This is a genomic window from Streptomyces sp. NPDC048353 (genome assembly GCF_055587165.1).
Map to the genome: position 1 here is coordinate 498,369 of NZ_JBVJGU010000003.1, position 24,026 is coordinate 522,394.

20 protein-coding genes and 1 pseudogene are annotated in these 24,026 nt (G+C 73.0%); 6 read left to right on the top strand and 15 right to left on the bottom strand.

Annotated features, from left to right (window positions below):
* Positions 1-185 precede the first annotated feature (185 nt).
* The 7 genes from ACZ6RC_RS12520 to ACZ6RC_RS12550 are packed head-to-tail and all read right to left on the bottom strand — an operon-like array spanning position 186 to position 7,314.
* Positions 186-977: an ABC transporter ATP-binding protein gene (locus ACZ6RC_RS12520; protein ID WP_391135170.1), complete on the bottom strand. Its 792-nt coding sequence runs from the start codon at positions 975-977 to the stop codon at positions 186-188.
* On the bottom strand, positions 970-1,899 hold the full coding sequence (locus tag ACZ6RC_RS12525; RefSeq protein ID WP_391135173.1) for an ABC transporter permease: 930 nt from the start codon (positions 1,897-1,899) through the stop codon (positions 970-972). Before ACZ6RC_RS12525 ends, ACZ6RC_RS12520 begins: the two co-directional genes overlap by 8 nt.
* Before the next feature lie 50 nt (positions 1,900-1,949).
* Entirely contained in the window at positions 1,950-2,822 is an 873-nt protein-coding gene (locus ACZ6RC_RS12530; protein WP_469582834.1) for a glycosyltransferase family 2 protein, read from the bottom strand.
* A gap of 20 nt (positions 2,823-2,842) precedes the next feature.
* Positions 2,843-3,622 carry a CDP-alcohol phosphatidyltransferase family protein gene (locus ACZ6RC_RS12535; RefSeq protein WP_391135176.1) on the bottom strand — a complete coding sequence of 260 codons (780 nt, stop codon included), beginning with the start codon at positions 3,620-3,622 and terminating at the stop codon, positions 2,843-2,845.
* Positions 3,600-4,661, bottom strand: a complete 1,062-nt coding sequence (locus ACZ6RC_RS12540) for an iron-containing alcohol dehydrogenase family protein (protein ID WP_391135179.1) — start codon at positions 4,659-4,661, stop codon at positions 3,600-3,602. The genes ACZ6RC_RS12535 and ACZ6RC_RS12540 overlap by 23 nt, the downstream gene beginning before the upstream one ends.
* Positions 4,649-5,386, bottom strand: a complete 738-nt coding sequence (locus ACZ6RC_RS12545; RefSeq protein WP_391135182.1) for a phosphocholine cytidylyltransferase family protein — start codon at positions 5,384-5,386, stop codon at positions 4,649-4,651. The genes ACZ6RC_RS12540 and ACZ6RC_RS12545 overlap by 13 nt, the downstream gene beginning before the upstream one ends.
* On the bottom strand, positions 5,383-7,314 hold the full coding sequence (locus ACZ6RC_RS12550) for a DUF5941 domain-containing protein (RefSeq protein ID WP_469582837.1): 1,932 nt from the start codon (positions 7,312-7,314) through the stop codon (positions 5,383-5,385). The genes ACZ6RC_RS12545 and ACZ6RC_RS12550 overlap by 4 nt, the downstream gene beginning before the upstream one ends.
* 430 nt (positions 7,315-7,744) lie before the next feature.
* On the opposite strand from ACZ6RC_RS12550, the gene ACZ6RC_RS12555 reads away from it, so the two are divergent.
* From ACZ6RC_RS12555 to idi, 3 genes are all read left to right on the top strand, one after another.
* Complete coding sequence (locus ACZ6RC_RS12555; RefSeq protein WP_391135185.1) at positions 7,745-8,686, top strand: cation diffusion facilitator family transporter; 942 nt, start codon at positions 7,745-7,747, stop codon at positions 8,684-8,686.
* A gap of 235 nt (positions 8,687-8,921) precedes the next feature.
* A complete protein-coding gene (locus tag ACZ6RC_RS12560; RefSeq protein WP_469581665.1) occupies positions 8,922-10,175 on the top strand; it encodes a GNAT family N-acetyltransferase in 1,254 nt (417 codons plus the stop codon).
* A 144-nt stretch (positions 10,176-10,319) separates the two neighbouring features.
* A complete protein-coding gene (gene idi / locus ACZ6RC_RS12565) occupies positions 10,320-10,928 on the top strand; it encodes an isopentenyl-diphosphate Delta-isomerase (protein WP_469581668.1) in 609 nt (202 codons plus the stop codon).
* Between the two features lie 163 nt (positions 10,929-11,091).
* Here the strand turns inward: idi and ACZ6RC_RS12570 are convergent.
* Together ACZ6RC_RS12570 and ACZ6RC_RS12575 are read right to left on the bottom strand one after the other, a co-directional pair.
* Positions 11,092-11,538, bottom strand: a pseudogene (locus tag ACZ6RC_RS12570) (ATP-binding protein); the annotation flags it as partial.
* A 130-nt stretch (positions 11,539-11,668) separates the two neighbouring features.
* A complete protein-coding gene (locus ACZ6RC_RS12575; protein ID WP_391135195.1) occupies positions 11,669-12,295 on the bottom strand; it encodes an HdeD family acid-resistance protein in 627 nt (208 codons plus the stop codon).
* Between the two features lie 78 nt (positions 12,296-12,373).
* On the opposite strand from ACZ6RC_RS12575, the gene ACZ6RC_RS12580 reads away from it, so the two are divergent.
* Complete coding sequence (locus ACZ6RC_RS12580) at positions 12,374-13,126, top strand: enoyl-CoA hydratase/isomerase family protein (protein ID WP_469581672.1); 753 nt, start codon at positions 12,374-12,376, stop codon at positions 13,124-13,126.
* A 62-nt stretch (positions 13,127-13,188) separates the two neighbouring features.
* Here ACZ6RC_RS12580 and ACZ6RC_RS12585 read toward each other — a convergent pair whose 3' ends face one another.
* Both ACZ6RC_RS12585 and ACZ6RC_RS12590 read right to left on the bottom strand, forming a co-directional pair.
* Positions 13,189-13,833, bottom strand: a complete 645-nt coding sequence (locus tag ACZ6RC_RS12585) for a DJ-1/PfpI family protein (protein ID WP_469581675.1) — start codon at positions 13,831-13,833, stop codon at positions 13,189-13,191.
* A 7-nt stretch (positions 13,834-13,840) separates the two neighbouring features.
* Positions 13,841-14,824 carry a GlxA family transcriptional regulator gene (locus ACZ6RC_RS12590; protein ID WP_453611418.1) on the bottom strand — a complete coding sequence of 328 codons (984 nt, stop codon included), beginning with the start codon at positions 14,822-14,824 and terminating at the stop codon, positions 13,841-13,843.
* A gap of 830 nt (positions 14,825-15,654) precedes the next feature.
* Here ACZ6RC_RS12590 and ACZ6RC_RS12595 point away from each other — a divergent pair.
* Positions 15,655-16,521 (top strand): SCO6745 family protein, encoded by an 867-nt coding sequence (locus tag ACZ6RC_RS12595; RefSeq protein ID WP_391135208.1) that lies wholly within the window; start codon positions 15,655-15,657, stop codon positions 16,519-16,521.
* Positions 16,522-16,875: 354 nt separating this feature from the next.
* Positions 16,876-19,278, top strand: coding sequence for a Tex family protein (locus tag ACZ6RC_RS12600; RefSeq protein ID WP_469581680.1), 2,403 nt, complete (start codon positions 16,876-16,878; stop codon positions 19,276-19,278).
* A 92-nt stretch (positions 19,279-19,370) separates the two neighbouring features.
* Here the strand turns inward: ACZ6RC_RS12600 and ACZ6RC_RS12605 are convergent, their stop codons facing one another.
* From ACZ6RC_RS12605 to ACZ6RC_RS12620, 4 genes are all read right to left on the bottom strand, one after another.
* Entirely contained in the window at positions 19,371-19,778 is a 408-nt protein-coding gene (locus ACZ6RC_RS12605) for a hypothetical protein (protein WP_469581684.1), read from the bottom strand.
* A gap of 169 nt (positions 19,779-19,947) precedes the next feature.
* Complete coding sequence (locus ACZ6RC_RS12610) at positions 19,948-21,585, bottom strand: ABC-F family ATP-binding cassette domain-containing protein (protein WP_469581688.1); 1,638 nt, start codon at positions 21,583-21,585, stop codon at positions 19,948-19,950.
* A gap of 139 nt (positions 21,586-21,724) precedes the next feature.
* A complete protein-coding gene (locus ACZ6RC_RS12615) occupies positions 21,725-22,033 on the bottom strand; it encodes a hypothetical protein (protein ID WP_391135219.1) in 309 nt (102 codons plus the stop codon).
* Positions 22,034-22,112: 79 nt separating this feature from the next.
* Entirely contained in the window at positions 22,113-23,999 is a 1,887-nt protein-coding gene (locus ACZ6RC_RS12620) for a BCCT family transporter (RefSeq protein WP_469581691.1), read from the bottom strand.
* Positions 24,000-24,026 lie beyond the last annotated feature (27 nt).

Consider the following 24,026-nt stretch of genomic DNA (forward strand, 5'->3'; position numbering starts at 1 on the left):
GGGCTCATCCTGCCCGATGTTGACCGCATGAACATTCCAGGTGACGCAGCGCGACGCACGGGCGGCCGGGACGGTGCGCAACGCGATCACCCGAAGCCCGGAAGGTCGCGGGGCACGGCCGCCGGATACGGCGAAGGGGCCCCGCCGGTCGTCGCCGGCGAGGCCCCTTCGCACACGGTCGCGGGCTACTTCCCGGTCTCGCGCTCGTACGCCTTCAGGACCTCTTCCGTGGGCCCGTCCATGAGCAGCTCGCCCTTCTCCAGCCACAGCACCCGGTCGCAGGTGTCCCTGATCGACTTGTTGCTGTGACTGACCAGGAAGACCGTGCCGGCCTCCTTGCGGAGCTCGCGGATGCGCTCCTCGGAACGGATCTGGAACTTCCGGTCGCCGGTCGCCAGCGCCTCGTCGATCATGAGGACGTCGTGGTTCTTGGCGGCCGCGATCGCGAAGCGGAGCCGGGCGCCCATGCCGGAGGAGTACGTCCGCATCGGCAGGCTGATGAAGTCGCCCTTCTCGTTGATGCCGGAGAAGTCGACGATCCCCTGGTACCGGTCGCGGATCTCCTCCTTGCTCATGCCCATGGCGAGCCCGCCGAGGATGACGTTCCGCTCGCCGGTGAGGTCGCTCATCAACGCCGCGTTGACACCGAGGAGCGAGGGCTGCCCGTCGGTGTACACCTTGCCGCTCTCCGTCGGGAGCAGGCCGGCGATGGCGCGCAGCAGCGTCGACTTGCCCGAGCCGTTGGAGCCGATCAGGCCGATGGCCTCGCCGCGGTAGGCGGTGAAGGACACCCCCCGGACGGCGTGCACCCGGCGGACGCCGCGGGCGGCCTCCCCCTTGCCGCGGCCGAGGATCCGGCTCAGCGCCGCGGTGGCGCTGCCCTTGCCGCCGGCTCCGGCGTTGACGCGGTAGACGATGTGGACCTCGTCCGCGATGACGGTGGGAATGCGTCCCTGGTCGCTGTCGTGGTCAGCCACGGCCGTACCTCTCCTCGGCCTTCCAGAAGTAGACGAAGCCGCCCAGGCCCACCACCACGGTCCAGATCAGGGTGGCGATCCAGACGTGCGGGGGCAGGTTGGAGGCGCCGTAGCCGTCGATCAGCGCGAACCGGATCAGGTCCATGTGGAGGGCCGCCGGGTTGTACTGCAGCAGGTCGGCGATCCAGGTCGGCTGTTCGGCGAGCATCACGGGGATGGAGAACATCACGCCGGACGCGTACATCCAGGTCCGCATGATGAACGGCATGAGCTGCGCCAGGTCCGGGGTCTTGGCACCCATCCGCGCCACGATCATGGCCAGGCCGGCGTTGAAGACGAACTGCAGCAGCAGCGCCGGGAGCATCAGCAGCCAGCTGACGGCGGGGTAGCTGCCGAAGGCGACCGCGATGGCGATGAGCACGATCATCGAGAACAGCAGCTGCTGGAGCTGCTGGAGCGCGAAGGAGATCGGCAGGGTGGCGCGGGGGAAGTGCAGCGCCCGCACCAGGCCGAGGTTCCCGGAGATCGCGCGCACACCGGCCATCACGGAGTTCTGCGTGAAGGTGAACACGAAGACGCCGGTCACGAGGAACGGGATGTACACCTCCCGCGACATGCCCCGGTCCGCGTTGAGGATGAGCCCGAAGATCAGGAAGTAGACCAGCGCGTTGAGCAGGGGGGTGACCACCTGCCACAGCTGGCCGAGCTTCGCCTGGCTGTACTGGGCCGTGAGCTTCGCCTGGGAGAAGGCCAGGATGAAGTGGCGCCGGCCCCACAGCTGCCGGATGTACTGGATGAGCCCCGGCCGGGCGCCGCTGACCGACAGACCGTGCTTCGCGGCCAGCGCGGCCGGACTCAGGCCGTCGTCGGCGGACGGCGGGGCGCTCGTCGCGACCCCACCGTCGTGGGTTGTGTCACTCACAAGTCGAAACTTTCGTATTCAAGATGCGCGGCAAGTCGGGTACCACGATGTCAGACGACGGGCGGGCGTCCCAGTCGGGTCAGCCGCCACACCGTACGCCACCTCATGGGACGGCGGGGACCGCAGGAAGTCGTCCAGCCTTCCCGGAATCCGCCGAACCATGCCTTGAGGGCGGGGACGGAGGGCCGTCGCGCCAGGGTGAGCAGCAGCCACACGCCGAGGTAGACCGGGACCAGGGGCGCGGGGAGGTTGCGGCGGGCCAGCCACACGCGGTTGCGCGCCACGTTGAAGTGGTAGGTCGCGTGCCGTGACGGCGGCGTGGTGGGGTGGAGCAGCACCATGTCGGAACGGTAGTCGATCATCCAGTCGGCGTCGAGGGCCCGCCAGGCGAGGTCCGTCTCCTCGTGGGCGTAGAAGAAGTCGTCCGGCAGGCCGCCGACCTCGGCGAACACCTTCGTACGGACGGCGTTGGCGCCGCCGAGGAAGGTGGTCACGCGCGAGGAGCGCATCGGGTCGGAGGCCCGCAGGCGCGGGACGTGCCGGCGCTGGGTCAGGCCGGTCTCCGGGTCCGCGATCCGGAAGCTGATGATACCCAGCCGCGGATCGGCGGTGAAGGCCTGGCGGACCAGCTCGGCGGTGTCGGTGCCGACGAGCAGTCCGTCGTCGTCCAGGAAGAGCAGGGCGTCCACGTCGGTACCGCCGGGGCCGAAGGCCTCGATGCCGACGTTACGGCCGCCGGGGATGCCCAGGTTCTCGGGCAGGTCGATGGTGCGGACGCCGTCCGGCACCCCGGTGACCGGGGCGCCGTTGCCGACCACGACGATCTCGACCGGGGCGCCGTCCTGCTTGGCGACCGAGTCGAGGAGCGCGCGCAGGTCGTCGGGCCGGTTGCCCATGGTGATGATGACGGCGCCCAGCTTCATCGGCGTACTCACGCTTGTCCTCACTTCAGCCGGCTCGACGCCAGGATCGACACCAGGTGCAGCAGCGTCTGGACCAGCGCGATGCCCGCGAGGACCGCGACGCCGAGCCGCGAGAAGAACAGGTCGCCGCGAGCCGCGTCCACCACGGCCAGGGCCAGGATCAGCAGCGACGCCTCGATGCCGAGGATCAGCCGGTGGAACTTGAGCGCGGCGGCGGCCTTGCGGGCCAGCGCCATGCCGGAGGAGCGCGGCTCGGACGCCGCCTCCTTGACCGGGGGCAGCCCGCCCTGGTGCCGGGCGACGCCGACCAGGTCGGTCTCGGCCTTGATCAGGATGGCGCCGAGCGCGGCGAGCGTGCCGAGGAAGGCCCACAGCCAGTCGATGCGTCCGGGGCCCCACAGGTCGGCCGCGCGCAGGCCGAAGCCGACGAGGACCGCGGCGTCGCACAGATAGGCGCCGACCCGGTCCAGGTACACGCCACCGAGCGAGAACTGCTTCTTCCAGCGGGCGATCTCACCGTCGACGCAGTCGAGCAGGAGGTACATCTGGACCATCAGCACGCCGAGGACGGCGCCCCAGATCCCGGGCACGAGGAGCGCCGGGGCCGCGAGGACACCGAAGACGGTCATCAGGTAGGTCAGCTGGTTGGGCGTGACCCGGGTGTTCACGAGGTAGCGGTCCACCCGCAGCGAGATCTCCCGCATGTACAGGCGGCCGGCCCAGTGCTCCCCGCTGCGCCGGTCCTTCACTCCCGCCGGGTGGACGACCGGGCGGAGCTCAGCTACGGATGGTCTTGGCATAGTCGGCGTACGCGTCCCTGATCTCGTCTGTGGACAGGTCGAGGTGCTCGAGGATGGTGAAGCGGCCCGGACGGGTCTGCGGGGCGAACTCCACGGCGCGGACGAACTCGTCCACGCTGAACCCGATCTCCTCCGGGAGTACGGGCAGCCCGTGCCGGCGCAGGGTGTCGACCATCAGCTCGGACGCCTCGGACGCGCCGCGCAGGTGCATCGCGAAGGCCGCGCCGAGGCCGCACTGCTCGCCGTGGCTGGCCGCGCGGGTCGGGAAGAGCAGGTCGAAGGCGTGGCTGATCTCGTGGCAGGCGCCCGACGAGGGGCGCGTGTCGCCGCTGATCGACATGGCGATCCCGGACATCACCAGGCCCTCGGAGAGGGTGACCAGGAAGTCGTCGTCGCCGACGCCACCGGGGTGGCGCAGGACCGCCTCGCCCGCGCTGCGGGCCATGGCCGCGGCGAGGCCGTCGACCGGCTCCCCCGTCTCGCGGTGGGAGAGCTCCCAGTCCGCGATGGCGGAGAGGTTGGAGATCGCGTCGCCGATGCCCGAACGGACGAAGCGCACCGGGGCGTCCCGGATCACGTCCAGGTCGATCACGAGCGCGATCGGGGTCGGGACGCCGTAGGAGCCGCGGCCGTTGTCGTTGTCCAGGGTGGACACCGGCGAGCAGATGCCGTCGTGCGACAGGTTCGTGGCGATGGCCACCAGCGGCAGGCCGACACGGGCCGCCGCGTACTTCGTCACGTCGATGATCTTGCCGCCGCCGAGCGCGACGACGGCGTCGTACCGCTTGCCGCGCATCGCGTCGGCGAGCTTGACCGCCGCGTCGATGGTGCCGCCGTCGACGGGGTACCAGTCGGCGCCCGGCAGCTCGGGGGCGAAGCGGTCACGCAGCTTGACGCCCGAGCCGCTGCTGATGGCGACGGCGATCTTGCCGTTGCTGGAGATCCGCTGGTCCGCGAGGAGCGCGGACAGGTCGTCCAGCGCTCCTCGGCGGATGTCGACGACGACCGGCGACGGGATGAGCCGGGTCAGTACTGGCACGCGATGTCACGGCCCTTCGCCAGGTCGTCGTGGTTGTCGATCTCCACCCACTTCACGTCGCCGATGGGCGCCACGTCGACGGTGAAGCCGCGGTTGACGAGCTCCTGGTAGCCGTCCTCGTAGTAGAGGTCGGGGTCGCGCTCGAAGGTGGTCTTCAGGGCGTCGGCGAGCTCCTCGGCGGCCTCGGGCTCGATGAGGGTGACACCGATGTACTCACCGGTGGCGGTGGCCGGGTCCATCAGCTTGGTGATGCGCTGGACGCCCTTGCCGTCGGCGGTGATGACCTTCATCTCCTCGTCGGCGAGGCTCTTCACCGTGTCGAGGGCGAGGATGATCTTCCGGCCCTCGCCGCGGGCGGCGAGCAGGGTCTTCTCGACGGAGACCGGGTGCACGGTGTCGCCGTTGGCGAGGATGACGCCCTTCTTCAGGACCTCACGCGCGCACCACAGGGAGTAGGCGTTGTTCCACTCCTCGGCCTTGTCGTTGTCGATGAGGGTGAGGCTGACGCCGTACTTCGCCTCCAGCTCCGCCTTGCGGTCGTACACGGCCTCCTTGCGGTAGCCGACGACGACGGCGACCTCGGTGAGGCCGACCTCCGCGAAGTTCTTCAGCGTGAGGTCGAGGACGGTCGTCTCACCGTCGACGGGCACGAGGGCCTTCGGGAGCGTGTCGGTGTAGGGGCGCAGACGCCGTCCGGCACCGGCTGCCAGTACGAGGCCAATCATGCTGTTTCTCCTTCGTCGTGTACGGCAGGTGCTCCGGAGGACACCCAGAAGCGGATGGACTCCACGAGCACCACGAGCGCCACGGCGACCGCGAGGGCGGTGAGCGCCAGGGTGAAGTCGTCGCCACGGCTCGCGAGCAGCGCGGCGAGCAGGGTCACCAGGAGCGTGCGGCCCTCGTGACCGCCGATGGTGCGCACCAGCCAGGCGGGCGGCGCGCCGGTGCCGCCGCGAATGCGGTACACCGTGTCGTAGTGATGGTAGGCGACCGCCGCGACCAGCCCGAATGCGGCGGGCAGGGCCCCCGGGGCGTCGGCCTTGGCGGCCAGCACGAGCACGGTGGTGTACTCGGCGGCGCGGAAGAACGGGGGGAGGAGCCAGTCGAGGGCGCCCTTGAGGGGGCGGACGACCGCGCCGCCGGCCAGGAGGGCGTAGAGCAGCGCGGCGACGGCCGTGAGGGGGGAGCCGAAGGGCTCCGCGAGGGCGACGGCGAGCAGGAGCGCCGTCCCGGCCGCGGCCCACAGCACCGGGGCACGGAACAGCGGGCGCAGCGCGGGGCGGCGGCCGGCCCGGGCGACCAGCTCGGCGAGCGGGCCCGAGTCGGCGAGGTCGGCGAGGGCCTGGGCGGCCCGGTCGGTACGGCGCGCCTTGCGGGTGACCGAGCGCAGGAGCCGGCCCGCCGTGGTGTAGCAGGCGCCGAACGCGCAGCCGATCAGCAGGGCGTAGAAGACGATCCGGGGGCTGGTGACGGCGGTGAGGACCGCGATCATCGCCCAGCGCTCGCCGATCGGCAGGATGATCATGCGCCGGGCCCAGACGGTCCAGCCGACGCCGTTGAGCCGGTCGGAGAGGGCGGCGGTGGGGCTGGTGTTGGCCTGGGCGTCGTGGTTGGCCTCGTTGAAGGAGAAGTCGACGACGTGGCGGCAGGTCATCAGGACCATCGCGCCGAGCGCCAGGGCCCACACGTCGTCGCCGTCGCGGGCGGCGCCGAGGGCGAGGCCGGCGTAGAAGGCGTACTCCTTGGCGCGGTCGAAGGTGGCGTCGAGCCAGGCGCCCATCGTCGAGTACTGCAGGGAGTAGCGGGCGAGCTGCCCGTCGGTGCAGTCCAGGACGAAGGAGACGAGGAGCAGGACGCCGGCCTCGATGTAGCCGCCGCGCTCGCCCGCGGCGGCGCAGCCGGCCGCGAGGAGGGCGGTGAGGAGCGAGGCGGTGGTGACCTGGTTGGGGGTCAGCCCGCGCCGGGCGCACCAGCGGGCGATGTAACGGGAGTACGGGCTGATGAAGAACGTGGTGAAGAAGCCGTCGTGGGCCTTGACCGCGGAGCGCAGGCGTACGGCCTCGTCGTCGACGGCCGCGACGGCGGCGCGGGCGGCGTGGCGGGCCTCGGCGTCGGCCGGTACGGAGGCGACGAGCGAGCCGAGCTCGGGCCGGTGCACGGCCACGCCCTCGGCGTCGAGGGCGTCGGCGAGCGTGTCGGGCAGGCTGCCCGTCGCGGCGGGAGCCGTCACGAGGGCGGTGTCGGCGGCGGTCGCGGTGCCGTCGGGTGCGGTCGCCGTGGCGGTCCCGGCCGCGTCGGAGGCGTCGGGCGCCTCGGTCCGGGTCGCGTCGGCCGGCGCGGGTGTGGTGCCGGCCGGCGGCAGGGCGGTCAGCGCGCGGGTCAGGGCGGTCCGGGCCTCCGGCCGCGCGGTGAGGGCGCCGGGGGCCGCCGCGGCGGGGAAGCGGGGGTCGGTGAGGGCCAGCCGCAACGCGTGGAGGTGTCCGACGAACCGCGGGTCGACCACGGCGACCCGCTCGGCCGCCGGCACGGCGGCGAGCAGCGCGCCCGTCTCGTGCGGGCCGGAGGCGACCCTGACGTCGAAGCCGAGTGACCGCAGATCGCCGTCGAGCGACGATCCGGGTACCGGCGGACCGGTGAGGATGGCGGTCGACAGACGAACTCACTCCTTGGAGCTGGCGGACGGGCCGGCGGGGGCCCCCGGCACACGGCCCGGGGCACGGTGGTGCGGCCCGTCGAAGGGCGGCGGCACGTCGGCCGAGGCTATCGGATGAACGAAAGCGCGAGTTCACCGAGGCTTCGCGGGGAGGACTCCCCCGGGCCCCCTCGCATCGGTGCGAGCGCGCCGCGTGCTGCGGAGATCATCATGATCGATCGGCACCCCCGCCCACAAACCGCGCGAGGCACCCCCTGGGACGGCCGCTTACCCCCGGCGCCGCCGTGATCGCCACGGGCCTCTGACCAGGGGCCATCACCGCAGGTCAGGGCATATGACAACGGTGTTCAGTGCCGTGTTGCAGGTACCCCCCTCCCGTAGTTCACTTGCGTGCGGGGCACAGGGAACGACACGACCGGGAGGCCTTGTCATGGGGGCTGGACACGACCACGGGCACAGCCACGGAGGGCCGCCGCCCACGGGCACGGCGGCTGCCGCCTACCAGGGGCGGCTACGCATCGCGCTCGCGATCACCCTCTCCGTGATGGTGATCGAGATCGTCGGCGGCATCCTCGCCGACTCTCTCGCGCTGATCGCCGACGCCGCCCACATGGCGACGGACGCCGTCGGCCTCGCCATGGCGCTGCTCGCGATCCACTTCGCCAACCGGCCGCCCACCGACCACCGCACCTTCGGCTTCGCGCGGGCCGAGATCCTCGCCGCCCTGGCCAACTGCCTGCTGCTCCTCGGCGTGGGCGGCTACGTGCTGTACGAGGCGATCCAGCGGTTCATCGAACCGGCCGAGACCAAGGGGGGACTCGCGATCGCGTTCGCGCTGATCGGTCTGGTCGCGAACATGGTCTCCCTCTCCCTGCTGGTCCGCGGCCAGAAGGAGAGCCTCAACGTCCGCGGCGCGTATCTCGAGGTCCTGGCGGACGCCCTCGGTTCGGTGACGGTCATCGTCGCGGCGGGTGTCATCCTCGCCACGGGCTGGCAGTACGCCGACCCGATCGCCTCGATCGCGATCGGCCTGATGATCGTGCCGCGCACGGTCAAGCTGCTGCGCGAGACCCTGGACGTGCTGCTGGAGTCGGCCCCCAAGGGCGTCGACATGGCGGAGGTACGGGCGCACATACTGGCGCTGCCCGGCGTCGAGGACGTGCACGACCTGCACGCCTGGACGATCACGTCCGGGATGCCGGTCCTCTCCGCCCATGTGGTGGTCGACCAGGGCGCCCTGGACTCGGTGGGGCACGAGAAGATGCTCCACGACCTCCAGGGGTGCCTGGGCTCGCACTTCGACGTGGAGCACTGCACCTTCCAGCTGGAGCCCGCGGGCCACGCCGCCCACGAGGCCGGGCTCTGTCTGTGACCCGGGGGCCCCGCCCCTGTTAATCTCGGCGCACGAACCCGTAGGTGAGAGGAGCTGAGGTTGATGACCGTCGCGATGGAGGCTGCCCCGTGCGGCAGCGCCCGGTCCTGCTTCAGCTCCCGGGTCTCCGGCTGATCTGATCTCCCGGTCCGCCGCGTCACCGCCGTCCGGGCCGTGACGCCGACCGGTACGTCATGTCGTCGGCCGGGGCCCTCTCTCACAAGGGTTTCCCACGTTGTCCGACAACACCCACGCTCTGTACGAGGCCTTCTTCGCCCTGCACCGCGGTCTTCCGCGCCAGGGTCCCGGCTCCGACACCACCACCCGTCGTCTGCTCGACCTCGCCGGGCCGCTTCCCGCGCGTCCGCGCGTGCTCGACCTGGGGTGCGGCCCCGGCCGCTCCGCTCTGTTCCTCGCCGCCGAGGCGGGCGCCGAGGTGACGGCGGTCGATCTGCACGAGCCGTTCCTGCGGGAACTGCGGGAGGCCGCCGAGGCCCGCGGGCTCGGCGCGTCCGTCCGTACCCTGCACGCCGACATGGGTGAGCTTCCTCTCCCGGACGGCTCCTTCGACCTGGTCTGGGCCGAGAGCTCGGCGTACTCGATCGGGTTCGACACCGCCCTGGCCGGCTGGCGCCGGCTCCTCGCGCCCGGGGGCACGCTCGTGCTCACCGAGTGCGAGTGGACGGCCGACGACCCCTCCCCGGAGGCCCGCGCCTTCTGGGACCGGCACTACCGGCTCCGTGGCGGCGCCGAGAACACCGCGGCCTCGGTCGAGGCCGGCTACCACGTCCTCGGGACCATCCGGCAGCCCGAGAGCGACTGGGACGAGTACTACGGCCCGCTCGCCGCTCGGGCCGACGCGGCGGACCCGGCCGCGCCGGGTATGGCCGAGGCGCTCGCCGTCACCCGTGAGGAGATCGCGATGCGCCGCGACCACGGCGCCGAGTTCGGCTACACCGGCTACGTCCTGCGTCCCACCGATCCCCGCTGGCGCACCCGGGAGGAGACCCCGGCCGACGTTCCGGTCGTACGGGGGATCAACACGGCGGCGTTCGCGGGCGGCGACGAGGCCGCGCTGGTGGACGCCCTGCGCGAGGACGGGAGCGCCTGGCTGCCGGGGCTTTCGTACGTCGCGGAGGCGCCGGACGGCACGGTCGCGGCCTACGCGCTGATCACCCGCTGTCGGGTGGGTGACGTTCCGGCGACGGCTCTGGCGCCGGTCGCCGTGGCCCCGGCCCATCAGCGTTCCGGCGCCGGGCAGGCCGTCGTCCGGGCGGTGCTCGACGCGGCGCGGCTGCGCGGCGAGCGGCTCGTGCTGGTGCTCGGCCATCCGGAGTACTACCCCCGGTTCGGATTCGCACGGGCTTCGCAGTACGGGATCAAGCCAGGTTTCGAGGTCCCCGACGAGGCGATGATGGCGCTGGTCCTGGACGGTTCCGGGCCCGTGCCCATGGGCACGATCCACTATCCGGCGGCTTTCGGCGTCTGAGGGGTCGGGCGGGCCCACCACACCGGGTGTACTCCGGTGTGGTGGGCCCGGCCATGTCCGGCCGCCGAAGTACGGACAAGCCGCTTTTGTACGGCAGACTGAGGTGCCCTCACCGGGCCGAGACCGAAGCGAAGAAGGACGGGTATGGCGACCACACCAGCCACCGCGGCACACAGCTCGCCGAACGGAATCTCGCCGAACGGCGTCCAGGCGTCGATCATGCTGGAGCTGGTCGACGAGGACGGCAACACGATCGGGACGGCCGAGAAGCTCTCCGCACACCAGGCGCCGGGCCGGCTGCACCGGGCGTTCTCGGTGTTCCTGTTCGACGAGGCGGGCCGTCTGCTGCTGCAGCGTCGCGCGTTGGGCAAGTACCACTCCCCCGGTGTCTGGTCGAACACCTGCTGCGGCCATCCGTATCCGGGCGAGGCGCCGTTCGCGGCCGCCGCGCGGCGCACGTTCGAGGAGCTGGGTGTCTCGCCGTCGCTGCTCGCGGAGGCGGGCACGGTCCGCTACAACCACCCGGACCCGGCGTCGGGCCTGGTGGAGCAGGAGTACAACCATCTCTTCGTCGGCATGGTGCAGAGCTATGTGCGGCCGGATCCGGAGGAGGTCGAGGAGACCGCGTTCGTGACGGCGGCCGAGCTGGCCGAGCGCCATGCGACCGCGCCGTTCTCCGCCTGGTTCATGACGGTGCTCGACGCGGCGCGTCCGGCGGTCAAGGAGCTGACGGGTCCGGCCGGCGGCTGGTGATTCCGTACGGCACGATGTGCCCGGCGCCGGGAGGGCCTTCCCCTTCCCGGGCTGTCCCGGGCGCCGGGATTCCGGGGAGGGGGCCGGGCGCCGGGATTCCGGGGAGGGGGCCGGGCGCCGCGGTGGCGGCGGCCGGGCCGCCGGGGGCGGGGGCGGGTGTTCCGGGGGTGAGGGGCAGCGCGGCCCAGATGATCTTGCCGCCGCCGGCGGTGTGTTCGACGTCGCAGGCTCCGCCGGCTTCCAGTGCGGTCTCGCGCACCAGGAGCAGTCCGCGTCCGCCGGTCTGGCCGTAGTCGGCTTCCAGGGCTTTGGGGCGGTAGGGGTGGTTGTCCTCGACGGACACCCGGATCCATTCCGCGCCGATGGCCACTTCGACGGCCACTTCGGGGGAGAGCAGCGCCGCGTGCTTCACCGCGTTGGTGACCAGCTCCGAGACGATCAGCAGTAGTCCTTGGACGGTGTCCTCGTGGGCCGGCACGCCCTGACGGTTCAGCAGATCGCGGACCGCGTGCCTGGCCTGCGGGACGGAGACGTCCACCGCGGGAGCGGTGAAGCGCCAGACCCCTTCGTAGGACGGCGGCCGGGCGGGCACGCTCCCGCGGCTTCCCATCGTCCGGCTTCCACCCTCGTGCTCGATTGTCGCCACGAGGTCGAGTTTGATAACCCGGCGGTCCACACCGGCCTACTGACCAGAAGTCGACACTTATCGGCCGCCTTCTGATCGGCTGAGTATGCCAACGTCAGTTGTTCGACTGGTCCTGATCTGTCGCTGACGGGTTCGGAATCGGCTCCTCCGGAGGGGCGACCATGCTGACGATCCGCCGGCCGCCGACGCCGATGGCGATCAGGCCGAGACCGTCGAAGAGCAGGGCCAGCGAGAAGAAGCAGCCGAGAACATAGCGGCTGCTGTCGGGCCAGTCGAGGAGGACGAGCAGTCCGAGCAGCAGCCCGAACGCGCCCTGCAGCAGCGTCCAGCCGAACTGGGGTCCGCGGACCACCACACTGCCCACCAGCCGGAAGACGCCGCCGGTGAGGAAGAGCAGCGCCGCGAACATCGTCAGCGCCTCGGCGGAGCCCTCCGGATGCCGGATGACGACAACGCCCGCCGCCAGGTTCAGGGCGGCGACCACCACCGCGAGCCAGAAGTAGTTCGTGCCGCGCGACTCGATCGCGTGCAGCAGCCCCACGAAGCCGCCGATGAGCAGCAGCCAGCCGAACAGCAGCATCGAGGTGAGCGTGGCGACGCCGGTGTAGATCAGCCCGACGATCCCGCCGAGGACGAGCAGGACGCCGAGCAGGACGAGCCAGCCGAAGCTGCGGTTGAGCCGCTTGCTCTCCCGTACCGCGTCGTGGGGTTCCCGGGGCATGCGCGCCTCCTCGTCGGACCGGCCTCTCGCACCCCCTTCTTGATCGTACGGTCGGGGTGCCCGGATAGCATCCGCCGCATGGAGCCCACCGAGCCGCACCTGAAGACCTCCGTCGCCGACGGGGTCGCCACCGTCGTCGTCTCGAACCCGGCCAAGCGCAACGCGATGACGGCCGGGATGTGGCGGAGCCTGCCCGGGCTGCTCGCCCCGCTCGCCGCCGACCCGGCGGTCCGCGCGCTCGTCCTCACCGGCGAGGGCGGGACCTTCTGCGCCGGCGCGGACATCTCGACGTTGCGTGAGCCGGGCGACGAGCAGCAGTCGCTGGCGGTACGGGCGGAGGAGGCGCTGGCCGCCTTCCCCAAGCCGACGCTCGCGGCCGTGCGCGGCTACTGCGTGGGCGGCGGGAGCCAGCTCGCGGCCGCCTGTGATCTGCGGTTCGCGGAGGAGGGCGCGCTCTTCGGGATCACGCCGTCCAAGCTCGGCATCGTCTACCCCTCCTCCTCGACCCGGCGCCTGACCGCGCTGGTGGGACCGTCGGCCGCCAAGTACCTCCTGTTCTCCGGGGAGTTGATCGACACGGAGCGGGCACTGCGCACCGGGTTCGTGGACGAGGTGCTGCCGTCGGGGGACCTGGAGAAGCGGGTGGCCGCGTTCACCGGGGTGCTGGTCGCGCGCTCGCTGCTGACCCAGGCCGCGGCGAAGGAGTTCGCGGACGGCCGCACGGACCGGGACGCGTACTGGGCGGAGCAGGCGCGCGGCAGCGGCGACACCGCGGAGGGGGTCGCCGCCTTCCTGGAGCGCCGCGTGCCCCGGTTCACGTACGGGGCGTAGGCCCTGTCCCGAAAGTCCCGCCTGGTCCGGACGAAAGGTCCTGGGTCCGGGCGGGCCGGGGTTCAGCCTTCCTGGGCGAGGACCTTCCCCGCCTGGCCGCGCCAGCGGGCGACGATCGCGGCCGGGGCCTTGTCCGGCGAGCCCGCGTCGTAGGGCGGCTGGGGGTCGTACTCGGTGAGCAGCTGGACCGTCTGGGCGGCCTCGTCGCCCGCGATCCGGCCGAGCAGGTGCAGTGCCATGTCGATGCCGGAGGAGACGCCGGCGGCGGTGACGTACTTGCCGTCGAAGACGACGCGCTCGCCGGTGGCCTCGGCGCCCAGCGGCGTCAGGTCGTCGAGGGCGAGCCAGTGGGTGGTGGCCCGGCGGCCGACCAGCAGGCCGGCGCCGCCGAGGATGAGGGAGCCGGTGCAGACCGAGGTGGTCCAGGTGCTGGTCGCGTCGGCGGTACGGAGCCAGGCGAGGATCTCCGGGTCGTGCATGGCCTCGCGCGAGCCGGGGCCGCCGGGGACGAGGACGATGTCCGGGTGCGGCACCTCGGCGAGGGTCTTGTCGGCGACGACGGCGATGCTGCCCTGGTCCCCCCTGACCGGGCCGGTCTCCTTGGCGACGAAGACGGTCTCGGCTCCGGGGAGCCGGGCGAGGAGTTCGTAGGGTCCGACGGCGTCGAGGCTGGTGAAGCGGTCGTAGAGGAGGACGGCGATCTGCATGGGGTTCCTATCGGCCGGTGGGGTGAACGGGTGCGTGGAAGCGGCGGCGGTAGTCGGCCGGGGCCGTGCCGAGCGCTTTGACGAAGGCCCGGCGCATGGCCTCGGAGGTGCCGTAGCCGGCGGCCCTGGCGACCTCCTGGACGCCGTGGGTGGACTCCTCCAGGAGCCTGCGGGCGTGTTCGAGCCGGACGCGGTCGACGTACCGGCCGGGGGTGGTGCCGGTCTCCGCCTGGAAGGCGCGGGCGAAGTGGCGGGGCGAGAGCCGCGCGCGGGCGGCCAGCGCCTCGACCGAGAGGTCGCCGTCGGGGTGCTCGCTGATCCAGTGCTGGAGGTCGCGGAGCGGTTCCCGGCGGGCGGTCTGGGCCGCGAGCTGGGCGCTGAACTGGGCCTGGTTGCCGGGCCGGCGGAGGAAGACGACCAGGTGGCGGGCGACGGTGAGGGCCGCGTCCCGGCCCAGGTCCTCCTCGACCAGGGCCAGCGCGAGATCGATGCCCGCGGTGACTCCGGCCGAGGTGGAGAGCCGGCCGTCGCGGACGAAGATGGGGTCCGGATCGACGTCGACCGCGGGGTGGCAGCGGGCGAGGTGGTCGCAGTAGGCCCAGTGGGTGGTGGCCCGGTGTCCGTCGAGCAGGCCGGCGTCGGCGAGGAGCAGGGCGCCCGTGCAGACGGAGACGAGACGCTCGGCCCGCGGGGCGTTCTCCCGCAGCCAGTCGACCAGCCGCGGGTCGGGCCCGCGCGTGCCCTCGCCCCCGGGGACGAGGAGGGTGTGCGGCGGGCCGGCCGCGACGGCCTCGGCGAGCGTGGAGTCCGGGAGGATCCGCAGGCCGCTCTGGGTGCGGACCGGGCCGCCGTCGAGCGAAGCCGTACGGATCGGGTACGAGCCGTCGGCTCCCCGGCAGCGGCCGGCGCCGGCGAAGACCTCCACCGGTCCGGTGACATCCAGGCTCTGCACGTCGTCGAAGAGGACGACGAGCACGGGTCGCTTCGTCATGCCTCCATCCTTCGGGCGGCGCGGGATGGCCGCAATGACGAAGAACCCACCTTTCCTGCCATCGGGCGGCGGGGGTGGCGGGCGGCGGGCGGGCGGGGCCCGGCGGTTCCGCAGGCGGCCGGCTCGCCGCGGCCCGGCGGTCCGCGCGGGCGGCGGGGCCGGGGGCCTCCGTTCCCTGCAGGCGCGGGCTCGCCACGGTCCGGCGGTTCCCTCAGGCAGCCGCAGGCTGGGGCCCGGCGGTTCCCGCAGGCGTCAGGGCCGGGGGCCTCCGTTCCCTGCAGGCGGGGGCTCGCCACGGTCCGGCGGTCCCGCATGCGGCAGGCTCGCCGCGGGCCGCTCGGGCGGCAGGCGGCCGAGGGCCGGCAGTTCCCGCAGGCGGCCGGTTGGTCGCGGTCCGCGCGGGCGGCAGGGCCGGGACCCCCCGTTCCCCGCAGGCGGCAGGGCCGAGACCCGGCGGTTCCACCGCAGACAGACGGGCCGGGACCCCCCGTTCCCGCAGGCGGCGGGCTCGCCACGGTCCGGCGGTTCCCGCATGCGGCCGCAGGCTGGGGCCCGGCGGTCCCGCATGCGGCCGGCGGCCGGGACCCGGCGGTTCCACCGCAGACGGCCGGGCCGGGACCCCCCGTTCCCGCAGGCGGCGGGCTCGCCGCGGTCCGGCGGTTCCCGCATGCGGCCGCAGGCTGGGGCCCGGCGGTCCCGCATGCGGCCGGCCGCCGGGACCCGGCGGTTCCACCGCAGACGGTGGGGCCGGGACCTCAAGTTCCCCGCAAGCGGCGGCGGCCGGGGTCCGGCGGTTCCCGTCGTACCGACCAGTCGGTAACGTTCGGTTCATGACGACCTCACTGCCGCCGCGCGCCGGCCGCCGCTGTCACAACGCGCTCAACCCGCTGCACTCCACCCTCTACTTCTCGCCCGACCTGGACGTGGAGTTCAAGGGCCTCGGCTTCGACGACCAGAGCGCGATGCGGCTCGCCGCGCGCAGCGCCGTGCTGGGGGCCGTCGGGCCGGGGGCGGTCGCCGCGACCTTCTACAACTACAACCACGAGCTGCTCGCCCGGCATCTCCCCGCCGTCTGGGAGATCGCCGACCCCGCCACCGTCCTCGACGCCCGGCTCCGGGTGGCGGACGCCACCCTGCGCCGGCTGCTCGGCGAGGAGACGGTCGCGTCGCCGGAGATGGCGGAGGCCGCCGAGCTGGCGCTGCGGGCCACGGAGGCCTGTACCCGGCACGCCCGGCCGCTCTACGCGGGCAACGCCGACCTGCCCGTCCCCGAGGAGCCGCACCTGCGGTACTGGCACGCCGCGACGCTCCTGCGGGAGTACCGGGGCGACGGCCACCTGGCCGCGCTGCTCACCCTCGGCCTCGACCCGCTGGAGGCGCTGGTCAGCCACACCGCGACCGGCAAGGGCATGGCCCCGCGCTGGGTGCTCGGCTCGCGCGGCTGGCGGAAGGCCGACTGGGACGCGGCGGTGGAGCGCCTGCGCGACCGCGGCCTGCTGGACGCCGAGGGCGACCTGACCGCCGCGGGCACGGCCCTGCGCGCGGAGCTGGAGGACCACACCGACCGCCTCGACTCGGCCCCGTACGAGCACCTGGGCGCGCCCGGCGTGGAGCGGCTGACGGAGCTGGCCCGCACCTTCCTCTTCACGGCGGCCGCGGCGGGCGCGTTCCCGCCCGACCTGACCGGCAAGGGCTGATCCCGGCCGGGTGGGCGCGGGGAGGCCCGGTCCGGTGGACGGGCGCGGGCAGATACCGGACTCCCGTTCTGCCCCGCAGGCCCGGCGGGGCTGATCTCTGCGGCACGGCGGGGCTGGTCCCGGCGGGCGGCGGCCGGGTCCGGTCCCGGCGGGCGCCCGCACGAATGCCGGCGAGGAGGCACCCGTCGATGCCACTGGGGACCGGCGCCGCCGGGGCGCGTGCGCGCGGCCTCCCGGCGTGCGCGATCGCCGGGGCCTCGCCGCGCGCGGGATGGGGGGCGTGCGGCGTCGGGCGCGGTGAAGCGGCAGAATGCAAGCGCAAGCTTGAGGCACGAGAAGGCGAGTCGGGACACCGTGACGACGTCCATCGAAAGCAGGATCGCCGAGGAACTCGGCGTACGCGAGCGACAGGTGAGGGCGGCCGTCGAGCTGCTCGACGGCGGCTCGACCGTGCCGTTCATCGCGCGCTACCGCAAGGAAGCGACGGAGACGCTCGACGACGCGCAGCTGCGCACGCTCGAGGAGCGGCTGCGCTATCTGCGGGAGCTGGAGGACCGGCGGACCGCCGTCCTCGACTCCGTGCGGGAGCAGGGCAAGCTGTCGGCGGAGGTGGAGGCGCGGATCAGGGCGGCCGAGACCAAGGCCCGTCTGGAGGACATCTACCTGCCCTTCAAGCCCAAGCGGCGCACCAAGGCGCAGATCGCCCGCGAGGCGGGTCTGGAGCCGCTGGCCGACGGGCTGCTCGCCGACCCGTCGGTGGACCCGGCGGCCGCCGCCGCGGCCTTCGTGGACGGCGGCAAGGGCGTCGCCGACGCGGCCGCCGCCCTGGACGGTGCCCGCGCGATCCTGACCGAGAAGTTCTCCGAGGACGCCGACCTGATCGGCGAGCTGCGCGAGCGGATGTGGGGACGGGGCCGGCTGGCCGCCAGGGTCCGGGAGGGCAAGGAGGAGGCGGGCGCCAAGTTCGCCGACTACTTCGACTTCGCCGAGCCGTTCACCGCCCTCCCCTCGCACCGGATCCTCGCCATGCTGCGCGGCGAGAAGGAGGACGTCCTCGCCCTGGAGCTGGAGCCGGAGGAGCCGTCGGAGACCCCCGGCCCGTCCTCGTACGAGGGGACGGTCGCCGCGCGCTTCGGTGTGGCCGACCGGGGCCGGCCGGGCGACAAGTGGCTGCTGGACACGGTCCGGTGGGCCTGGCGCACCCGGATCCTGGTGCACCTGGGGATCGACCTGCGGCTGCGGCTGCGGACGGCGGCGGAGGACGAGGCGGTACGGGTCTTCGCCACGAACCTGCGGGACCTGCTGCTCGCCGCCCCGGCCGGGACGCGGGCGACGCTGGGCCTCGACCCCGGTTTCCGTACGGGCGTCAAGGTCGCCGTCGTCGACGCGACCGGCAAGGTCGTGGCCACCGACACCGTCCATCCGCACGTCCCGGCCAACAAGTGGGACGAGTCGCTGGCGAAGCTGGCGCGGCTCGCCGAGGCGCACGGGGTCGAGCTGGTCGCCATCGGCAACGGCACGGCCTCGCGCGAGACGGACCGGCTCGCCGCCGATCTCATCGCCCGGCACCCGGAGTTGAACCTCACCAAGGTGATGGTGTCGGAGGCGGGCGCCTCGGTGTACTCCGCGTCCGCGTTCGCCTCGCAGGAGCTTCCCGGTCTGGACGTGTCCCTGCGCGGCGCGGTCTCGATCGCGCGGCGGCTCCAGGACCCGCTGGCCGAACTGGTGAAGATCGACCCGAAGTCGATCGGCGTCGGGCAGTACCAGCACGACCTGTCCGAGGTGAAGCTCTCCCGCTCGCTGGACGCGGTGGTCGAGGACTGTGTGAACGGCGTCGGCGTCGACGTCAACACCGCGTCGGCGCCGCTGCTCTCCCGGGTCTCGGGCATCGGCGCCGGGCTCGCCGAGAACATCGTGGCGCACCGCGACGCCAACGGCCCCTTCCGGTCGCGCAGGGCGCTCAAGGACGTGGCGCGGCTCGGCCCGAAGGCGTACGAGCAGTGCGCGGGCTTCCTGCGCATCCGGGGCGGCGACGATCCGCTGGACGCGTCGTCGGTGCACCCGGAGGCGTACCCGGTGGTGCGGCGGATGGTGAAGACGACGGGCGGCGAGGTGGCCTCGCTGATCGGCAACACGGGGGCGCTGCGTTCCTTGCGGGCGGACGACTTCGTGGACGAGACGTTCGGTCTGCCGACGGTGACCGACATCCTGCGCGAGCTGGAGAAGCCGGGCCGGGACCCGCGGCCGGCGTTCAGGACCGCCACCTTCAAGGAGGGCGTCGAGAAGATCGGCGACCTGGTGGCGGGCATGGTCCTGGAGGGTGTGGTCACGAACGTGGCGGCGTTCGGCGCGTTCGTGGACATCGGTGTGCACCAGGACGGTCTGGTGCACGTGTCGGCGATGTCGAAGACCTTCGTGAAGGACCCGCGGGACGTCGTGAAGCCGGGGGACGTGGTCCGGGTGAAGGTCATGGAGGTGGACATCCCGCGCAAGCGGATCTCGCTGACGCTGCGGCTGGACGACGAGGCCTCGGCGGACGCGGCGGGTGGTGCCGCACCGAAGAAGGAGCGGGGGCGGCCGCCCCAGCAGCGCCGCGGCGCCGGAGGCGGTGGCGGTGGCGGTGGCGGTGGCGGTGGCGGCGACCGTGGCCGCTCGAAGGCCGCCACCCCGGCGCCGTCGAACAGCGCGATGGCGGACGCCCTGCGCAAGGCGGGCCTCCTCAACGAGGGCGGCGGGGGCAAGCGGCGCGGCCGCTGACGTATTCCGGGCCCGGTCGTGCGACCGGGCCCGGTTTCCCGCCGGCACCGCTCGTACCGCGCGAAGGCCCGCCGGCGGCCCGCCCCCTGCCCCTAGGCGTTCGGGAGGAAGCGGAGGGCCCATTCCGCGCGGTTGGCCACCGTCAGGTCGTCGTCCCGCGTCAGGGGCTCGAGGAGGGCGCGGGAGCGGGTCGGGTCGGCCTGGACCAGGTCGACGATCTCCGCCGCCAGGGAGTCCTGGTCGTCGCCGAGGTCCACGGCGGAGGCCCGCAGCAGCGCCGGCAGGGCGTCCGGGCCGCCGATCGCGGCGAGGACGCCGCCGAGGAGTTCGCGGGCGTAGGCGTTGCGCTCGACGAGGGCCCGGTCCAGTTCCGCCTGGAGCCGGGGCAGCATCGCCGCGTCGCCCGAGGCGGCGATCTCGTCGGCCAGGTCGATGGTCTCGTCGACGTCGGCGTCGAGGTCGTCCAGCATCTCGGTGAGCCGGGTCAGCAGGTCGGTCATGGTCTCTCCTGGAATGCGCCGCCCCCAGGGGGCGGCGACGGTCTTCGCGGTGTCGCCGTCGGCGCTCACCGCGGTGTCCCGCGCGGGTCCGTACGCGTACAGTTCACGCCTCCGCGCGGCACCGCGCAGGGCGTGGCCCCGTCGGGCGCGCGCCCGACGCGGGCGGTCGTCAGAGTTCGGTCACCTTGCCCGCCGCGACCTCGATGCGGCGGGTCGTGCGGACGGCGTCCAGCATCCGGCGGTCGTGGGTGACCAGGAGCAGGGTGCCGGTGTAGCTGTCGAGCGCGGACTCCAGCTGCTCGATGGCCACGAGGTCGAGGTGGTTCGTCGGCTCGTCGAGGACCAGCAGGTTCACCCCGCGGCCCTGGAGGAGGGCGAGGGCGGCGCGGGTGCGCTCCCCCGGGGAGAGCGTGGTCGCGGGGCGCAGGACGTGCTCGACCTTGAGGCCGAACTTCGCCAGCAGCGTCCGCACCTCGGCGGGCTCCGTCTCCGGGACGGCCGCGCAGAAGGCGTCGAGCAGGGACTCCGAGCCGTGGAACAGCTTGCGCGCCTGGTCGACCTCGCCGACGACGACGCCCGACCCGAGGACGGCGTCCCCGGAGTCGAGCGGCAGGCGGCCGAGGAGCGCGGCGAGCAGGGTCGACTTGCCCGCGCCGTTGGCGCCGGTGATGGCGACCCGGTCCGCCCAGTCGATCTGGAGGGTGGCGGGCCCGAACCGGAAGTCGCCCCGCCGCACCTCCGCCTCGCGCAGCGTCGCCACGACCGAGCCGGAGCGCGGAGCGGCGGCGATCTCCATCCGCAGTTCCCACTCCTTGCGGGGCTCGTCGACGACGTCGAGCCGCTCGATCATGCGCTGGGTCTGCCGGGCCTTCGCGGCCTGCTTCTCGCTGGCCTCGCTCCGGGCGTTGCGCCCCAGCTTGTCGCCGTCGGTGGCCTTGCGCCGGGCGTTCTTGACGCCCTTGTCCATCCAGGAGCGCTGCATGTGGCCGCGCGCCTCCAGGGCGGCCTTCCGGCCGGCGTACTCCTCGAAGTCCTCGCGGGCGTGCCGCCGGGCGGTGTCCCGCTCCTCCAGGTACGCCTCGTAACCGCCGCCGTACAGCGTGATCTGCTGCTGGGCGAGGTCCAGCTCCAGGACCTTGGTGACGGTGCGGGTGAGGAACTCGCGGTCGTGGCTGATGACGACCGTTCCGGCGCGCAGCCCCTGGACGAAGGCCTCCAGACGCTCCAGGCCGTCGAGGTCGAGGTCGTTGGTCGGCTCGTCCAGGAGGAAGACGTCGTAGCGGGAGAGGAGCAGGGAGGCGAGTCCGGCGCGGGCGGCCTGGCCGCCGGAGAGGGAGGTCATCGGCTGGTCGAGGCCGACGGTGAGGCCGAGCGAGTCGGCGACCTCCTCGGCGCGTTCGTCGAGGTCGGCTCCGCCGAGGCCGAGCCAGCGCTCCAGGCTCTCGGCGTACGCGTCGTCGGCTCCGGGCGCCCCGTCGACCAGGCCCTGGGCGGCCTCGTCCATGGCGGTCTGGGCGGCGGCGACCCCGGTGCGGCGGGCGAGGAACTCCCGTACCGTCTCGCCCTCGCGGCGCTCCGGCTCCTGCGGGAGGTGGCCGACGGTGGCGGTGGGCGGGGAGAGCTTCAGCTCCCCGTCCTCGGGGGTGTCGAGGCCGGCGAGCAACCGGAGCAGGGTCGACTTGCCGGCGCCGTTGACACCGACGAGGCCGATGACGTCGCCGGGGGCGACGACGAGGTCGAGGCCGGCGAAGAGGGAGCGTTCGCCGTGGCCGGCGGCGAGGTCCTTGGCGACGAGAGTGGCAGTCATCAGGAGACGAATCCTAAGGGGTGTCCCGCCGGACCTGCCGAGGCCGCGGCCCGGTGCGGGCGTGGGCGCGTGCGTGGGCGCGCGCATGGGTGCGGCCCCGCACCTGAGAGGGGGCGGGGCCGCGGCCGGGGGTCGGGCGTCAGTTGAAGGGCTTGCCCGCGTTGTCGTCCGCGTCGACGCAGGCCTGGACGCGGCGGTCGAGGGCGTCGGCCTGGGCACGGGCCTTGCGGGCCTCGGCCGTGGCACCGAGCTTCTGGAGCTTGGCCGCCTTCGCGCGCAGGGAGTGCGACTGCTGACGCATCTTGTCGATCTCGCAGACGATCTTGCCGCCACCGGCCGCCGAGGCGTCCGGGGCGGCCGCCGTCTGGCCGAGCAGCAGGCCACCGGCCAGCAGCGCCGTCGTGGTGAGCGCGATCATGGTGCGGCGTATCGGCTTCGCGTACTTCATGGGGGGTCTCCAACTTCCGGGCCGTGGGGACCCGTTCAGAGGATGATCATTACCAGTCGGTAACCCTAACGCAGGATGATCAAGGACGCTCATCCGGTTCCCCGGGGCCCGGCCCGATGCGCAGTTCGAAGTCGCCGTCGTACTGCTCGTGGCCCGCGATCACCGCGGATTCGACGGCCTCCGCGCCGACCTCGTTCCGGACGATCAGCGGGTCCTCGCGCAGGTCCCTCATCATGGCCAGGCACATCCCGAGCATGACGAGCACGAACGGCGCCGCGACCAGGATCGTGAGGTTCTGCAGCCCCGCGAGCGCGTCGCCCTGGCCGTCGCCGATGAGGAGCATGATCGCGGCGACCGCGCCGGTCACCACGCCCCAGAAGACGACCACGGGACGGGTCGGTTCGAAGGCCCCGCGTTGGGAGAGCGTGCCCATGACGATCGAGGCCGCGTCCGCGCCGGAGACGAAGAAGATGCCGACGAGGATCATCACGAGCAGGCTCGTCGTCCCGGTGAGGGGGAACTCCTGCAGCAGGCCGAAGAGCTGACCCTCGGGCGTGCTCTCCTCGGGCAGCCGCCGCTCCTCGTCGAGCTTCATCGCCGTGCCGCCGAAGATCGCGAACCAGACCAGGCTGACGGCGCTGGGCACGAGGATGACGCCGCCGACGAACTGCCGGATCGTCCGGCCCCGGCTGATCCGCGCGATGAACATGCCGACGAACGGCGTCCAGGAGATCCACCATGCCCAGTAGAAGACCGTCCAGCTGCCGAGCCAGGCGTGGATGTCGTCGCCGCTGGTCGCCTCGGTCCGGCCGGCCAGCTGCGGCAGGTCGCCGATGTAGGCGGCGAGGGAGGTGGGCAGCAGGTCGAGCACGATGATGGTGGGGCCGGCGATGAAGACGAAGACGGCGAGCACCAGCGCGAGCACCATGTTGGTGTTGGAGAGCCACTGGATGCCCTTCTCCACGCCGGAGACGGCGGAGAGGACGAAGGCCAGGGTGAGGACGGCGATGATGCCGACCAGCAGCCCGGTCCCGGTCTTCTCCATCCAGCCCAGCTCCTCGAAGCCGCTGCCGATCTGGAGCGCGCCGAGGCCGAGCGAGGCGGCCGAGCCGAAGAGCGTCGCGAAGATCGCCAGGATGTCGATGACCCGGCCGGGACCGCCGTACGCCCGCCGCTCCCCCATCAGCGGCACGAAGACGGCGCTGATGGTCTGGCGCCGGCCGCGCCGGAAGGTGGAGTACGCGATGGCGAGCCCCACCACGGCGTAGATCGCCCAGGGGTGCAGCGTCCAGTGGAAGAGCGTGGTGGCCATCGAGATCCCCATCCGCTCCTCCGGGTCGACGGGATGGGTCCCGGGCGGCGGGGTGGTGTAGTGGGCGAGCGGCTCGCTGACGCCGTAGAACATCAGGCCGATGCCCATGCCGGCGCTGAACATCATGGCGACCCACGAGACGGTCCGGAACTCCGGGCCCTCGCTCTCCTGCCCGAGGGTGATCCGGCCGTAGCGGCTGATCGCCAGCCACAGCGCGAAGACCACGAAGCCGGAGGCCGCCAGCATGAACGCCCAGCCGCCGTCGCGGATCAGCCCGTCGAGGAGGCTGCTGGAGACGCTCTGCAGACTGTCGGTGGCCGTGGCCCCCCAGACGACGAACGCCACGGTGAGAACGGCCGTGACCCCGAACACGATCCAGTCCGTACGGGCGCGGAGGTGGCGCTCGGGATGGCCGGGGAGGTCCGCCGTCACCGGCAGCCATTCCCGGCCCCCCTTCACCCCCTTGACGCCCCGGGCCACCCGGTGCGCCGGGCCTTCGCCCTCCGCCCCGCCCTTACGGCCCCTGCGGCGGGCCTGCCGGCCCTCCCGTCCGTCCCGGCCTCCCGGGCCTTCCCGGCGCGCCCGGTCGGCGTCTTCTCCACGTCCGCCCGGGGGCGGGTCTTCCTGCGACACAGATGACACCTTTCGCACCATGACGGGGCAAACACACTGTCTCCGTAA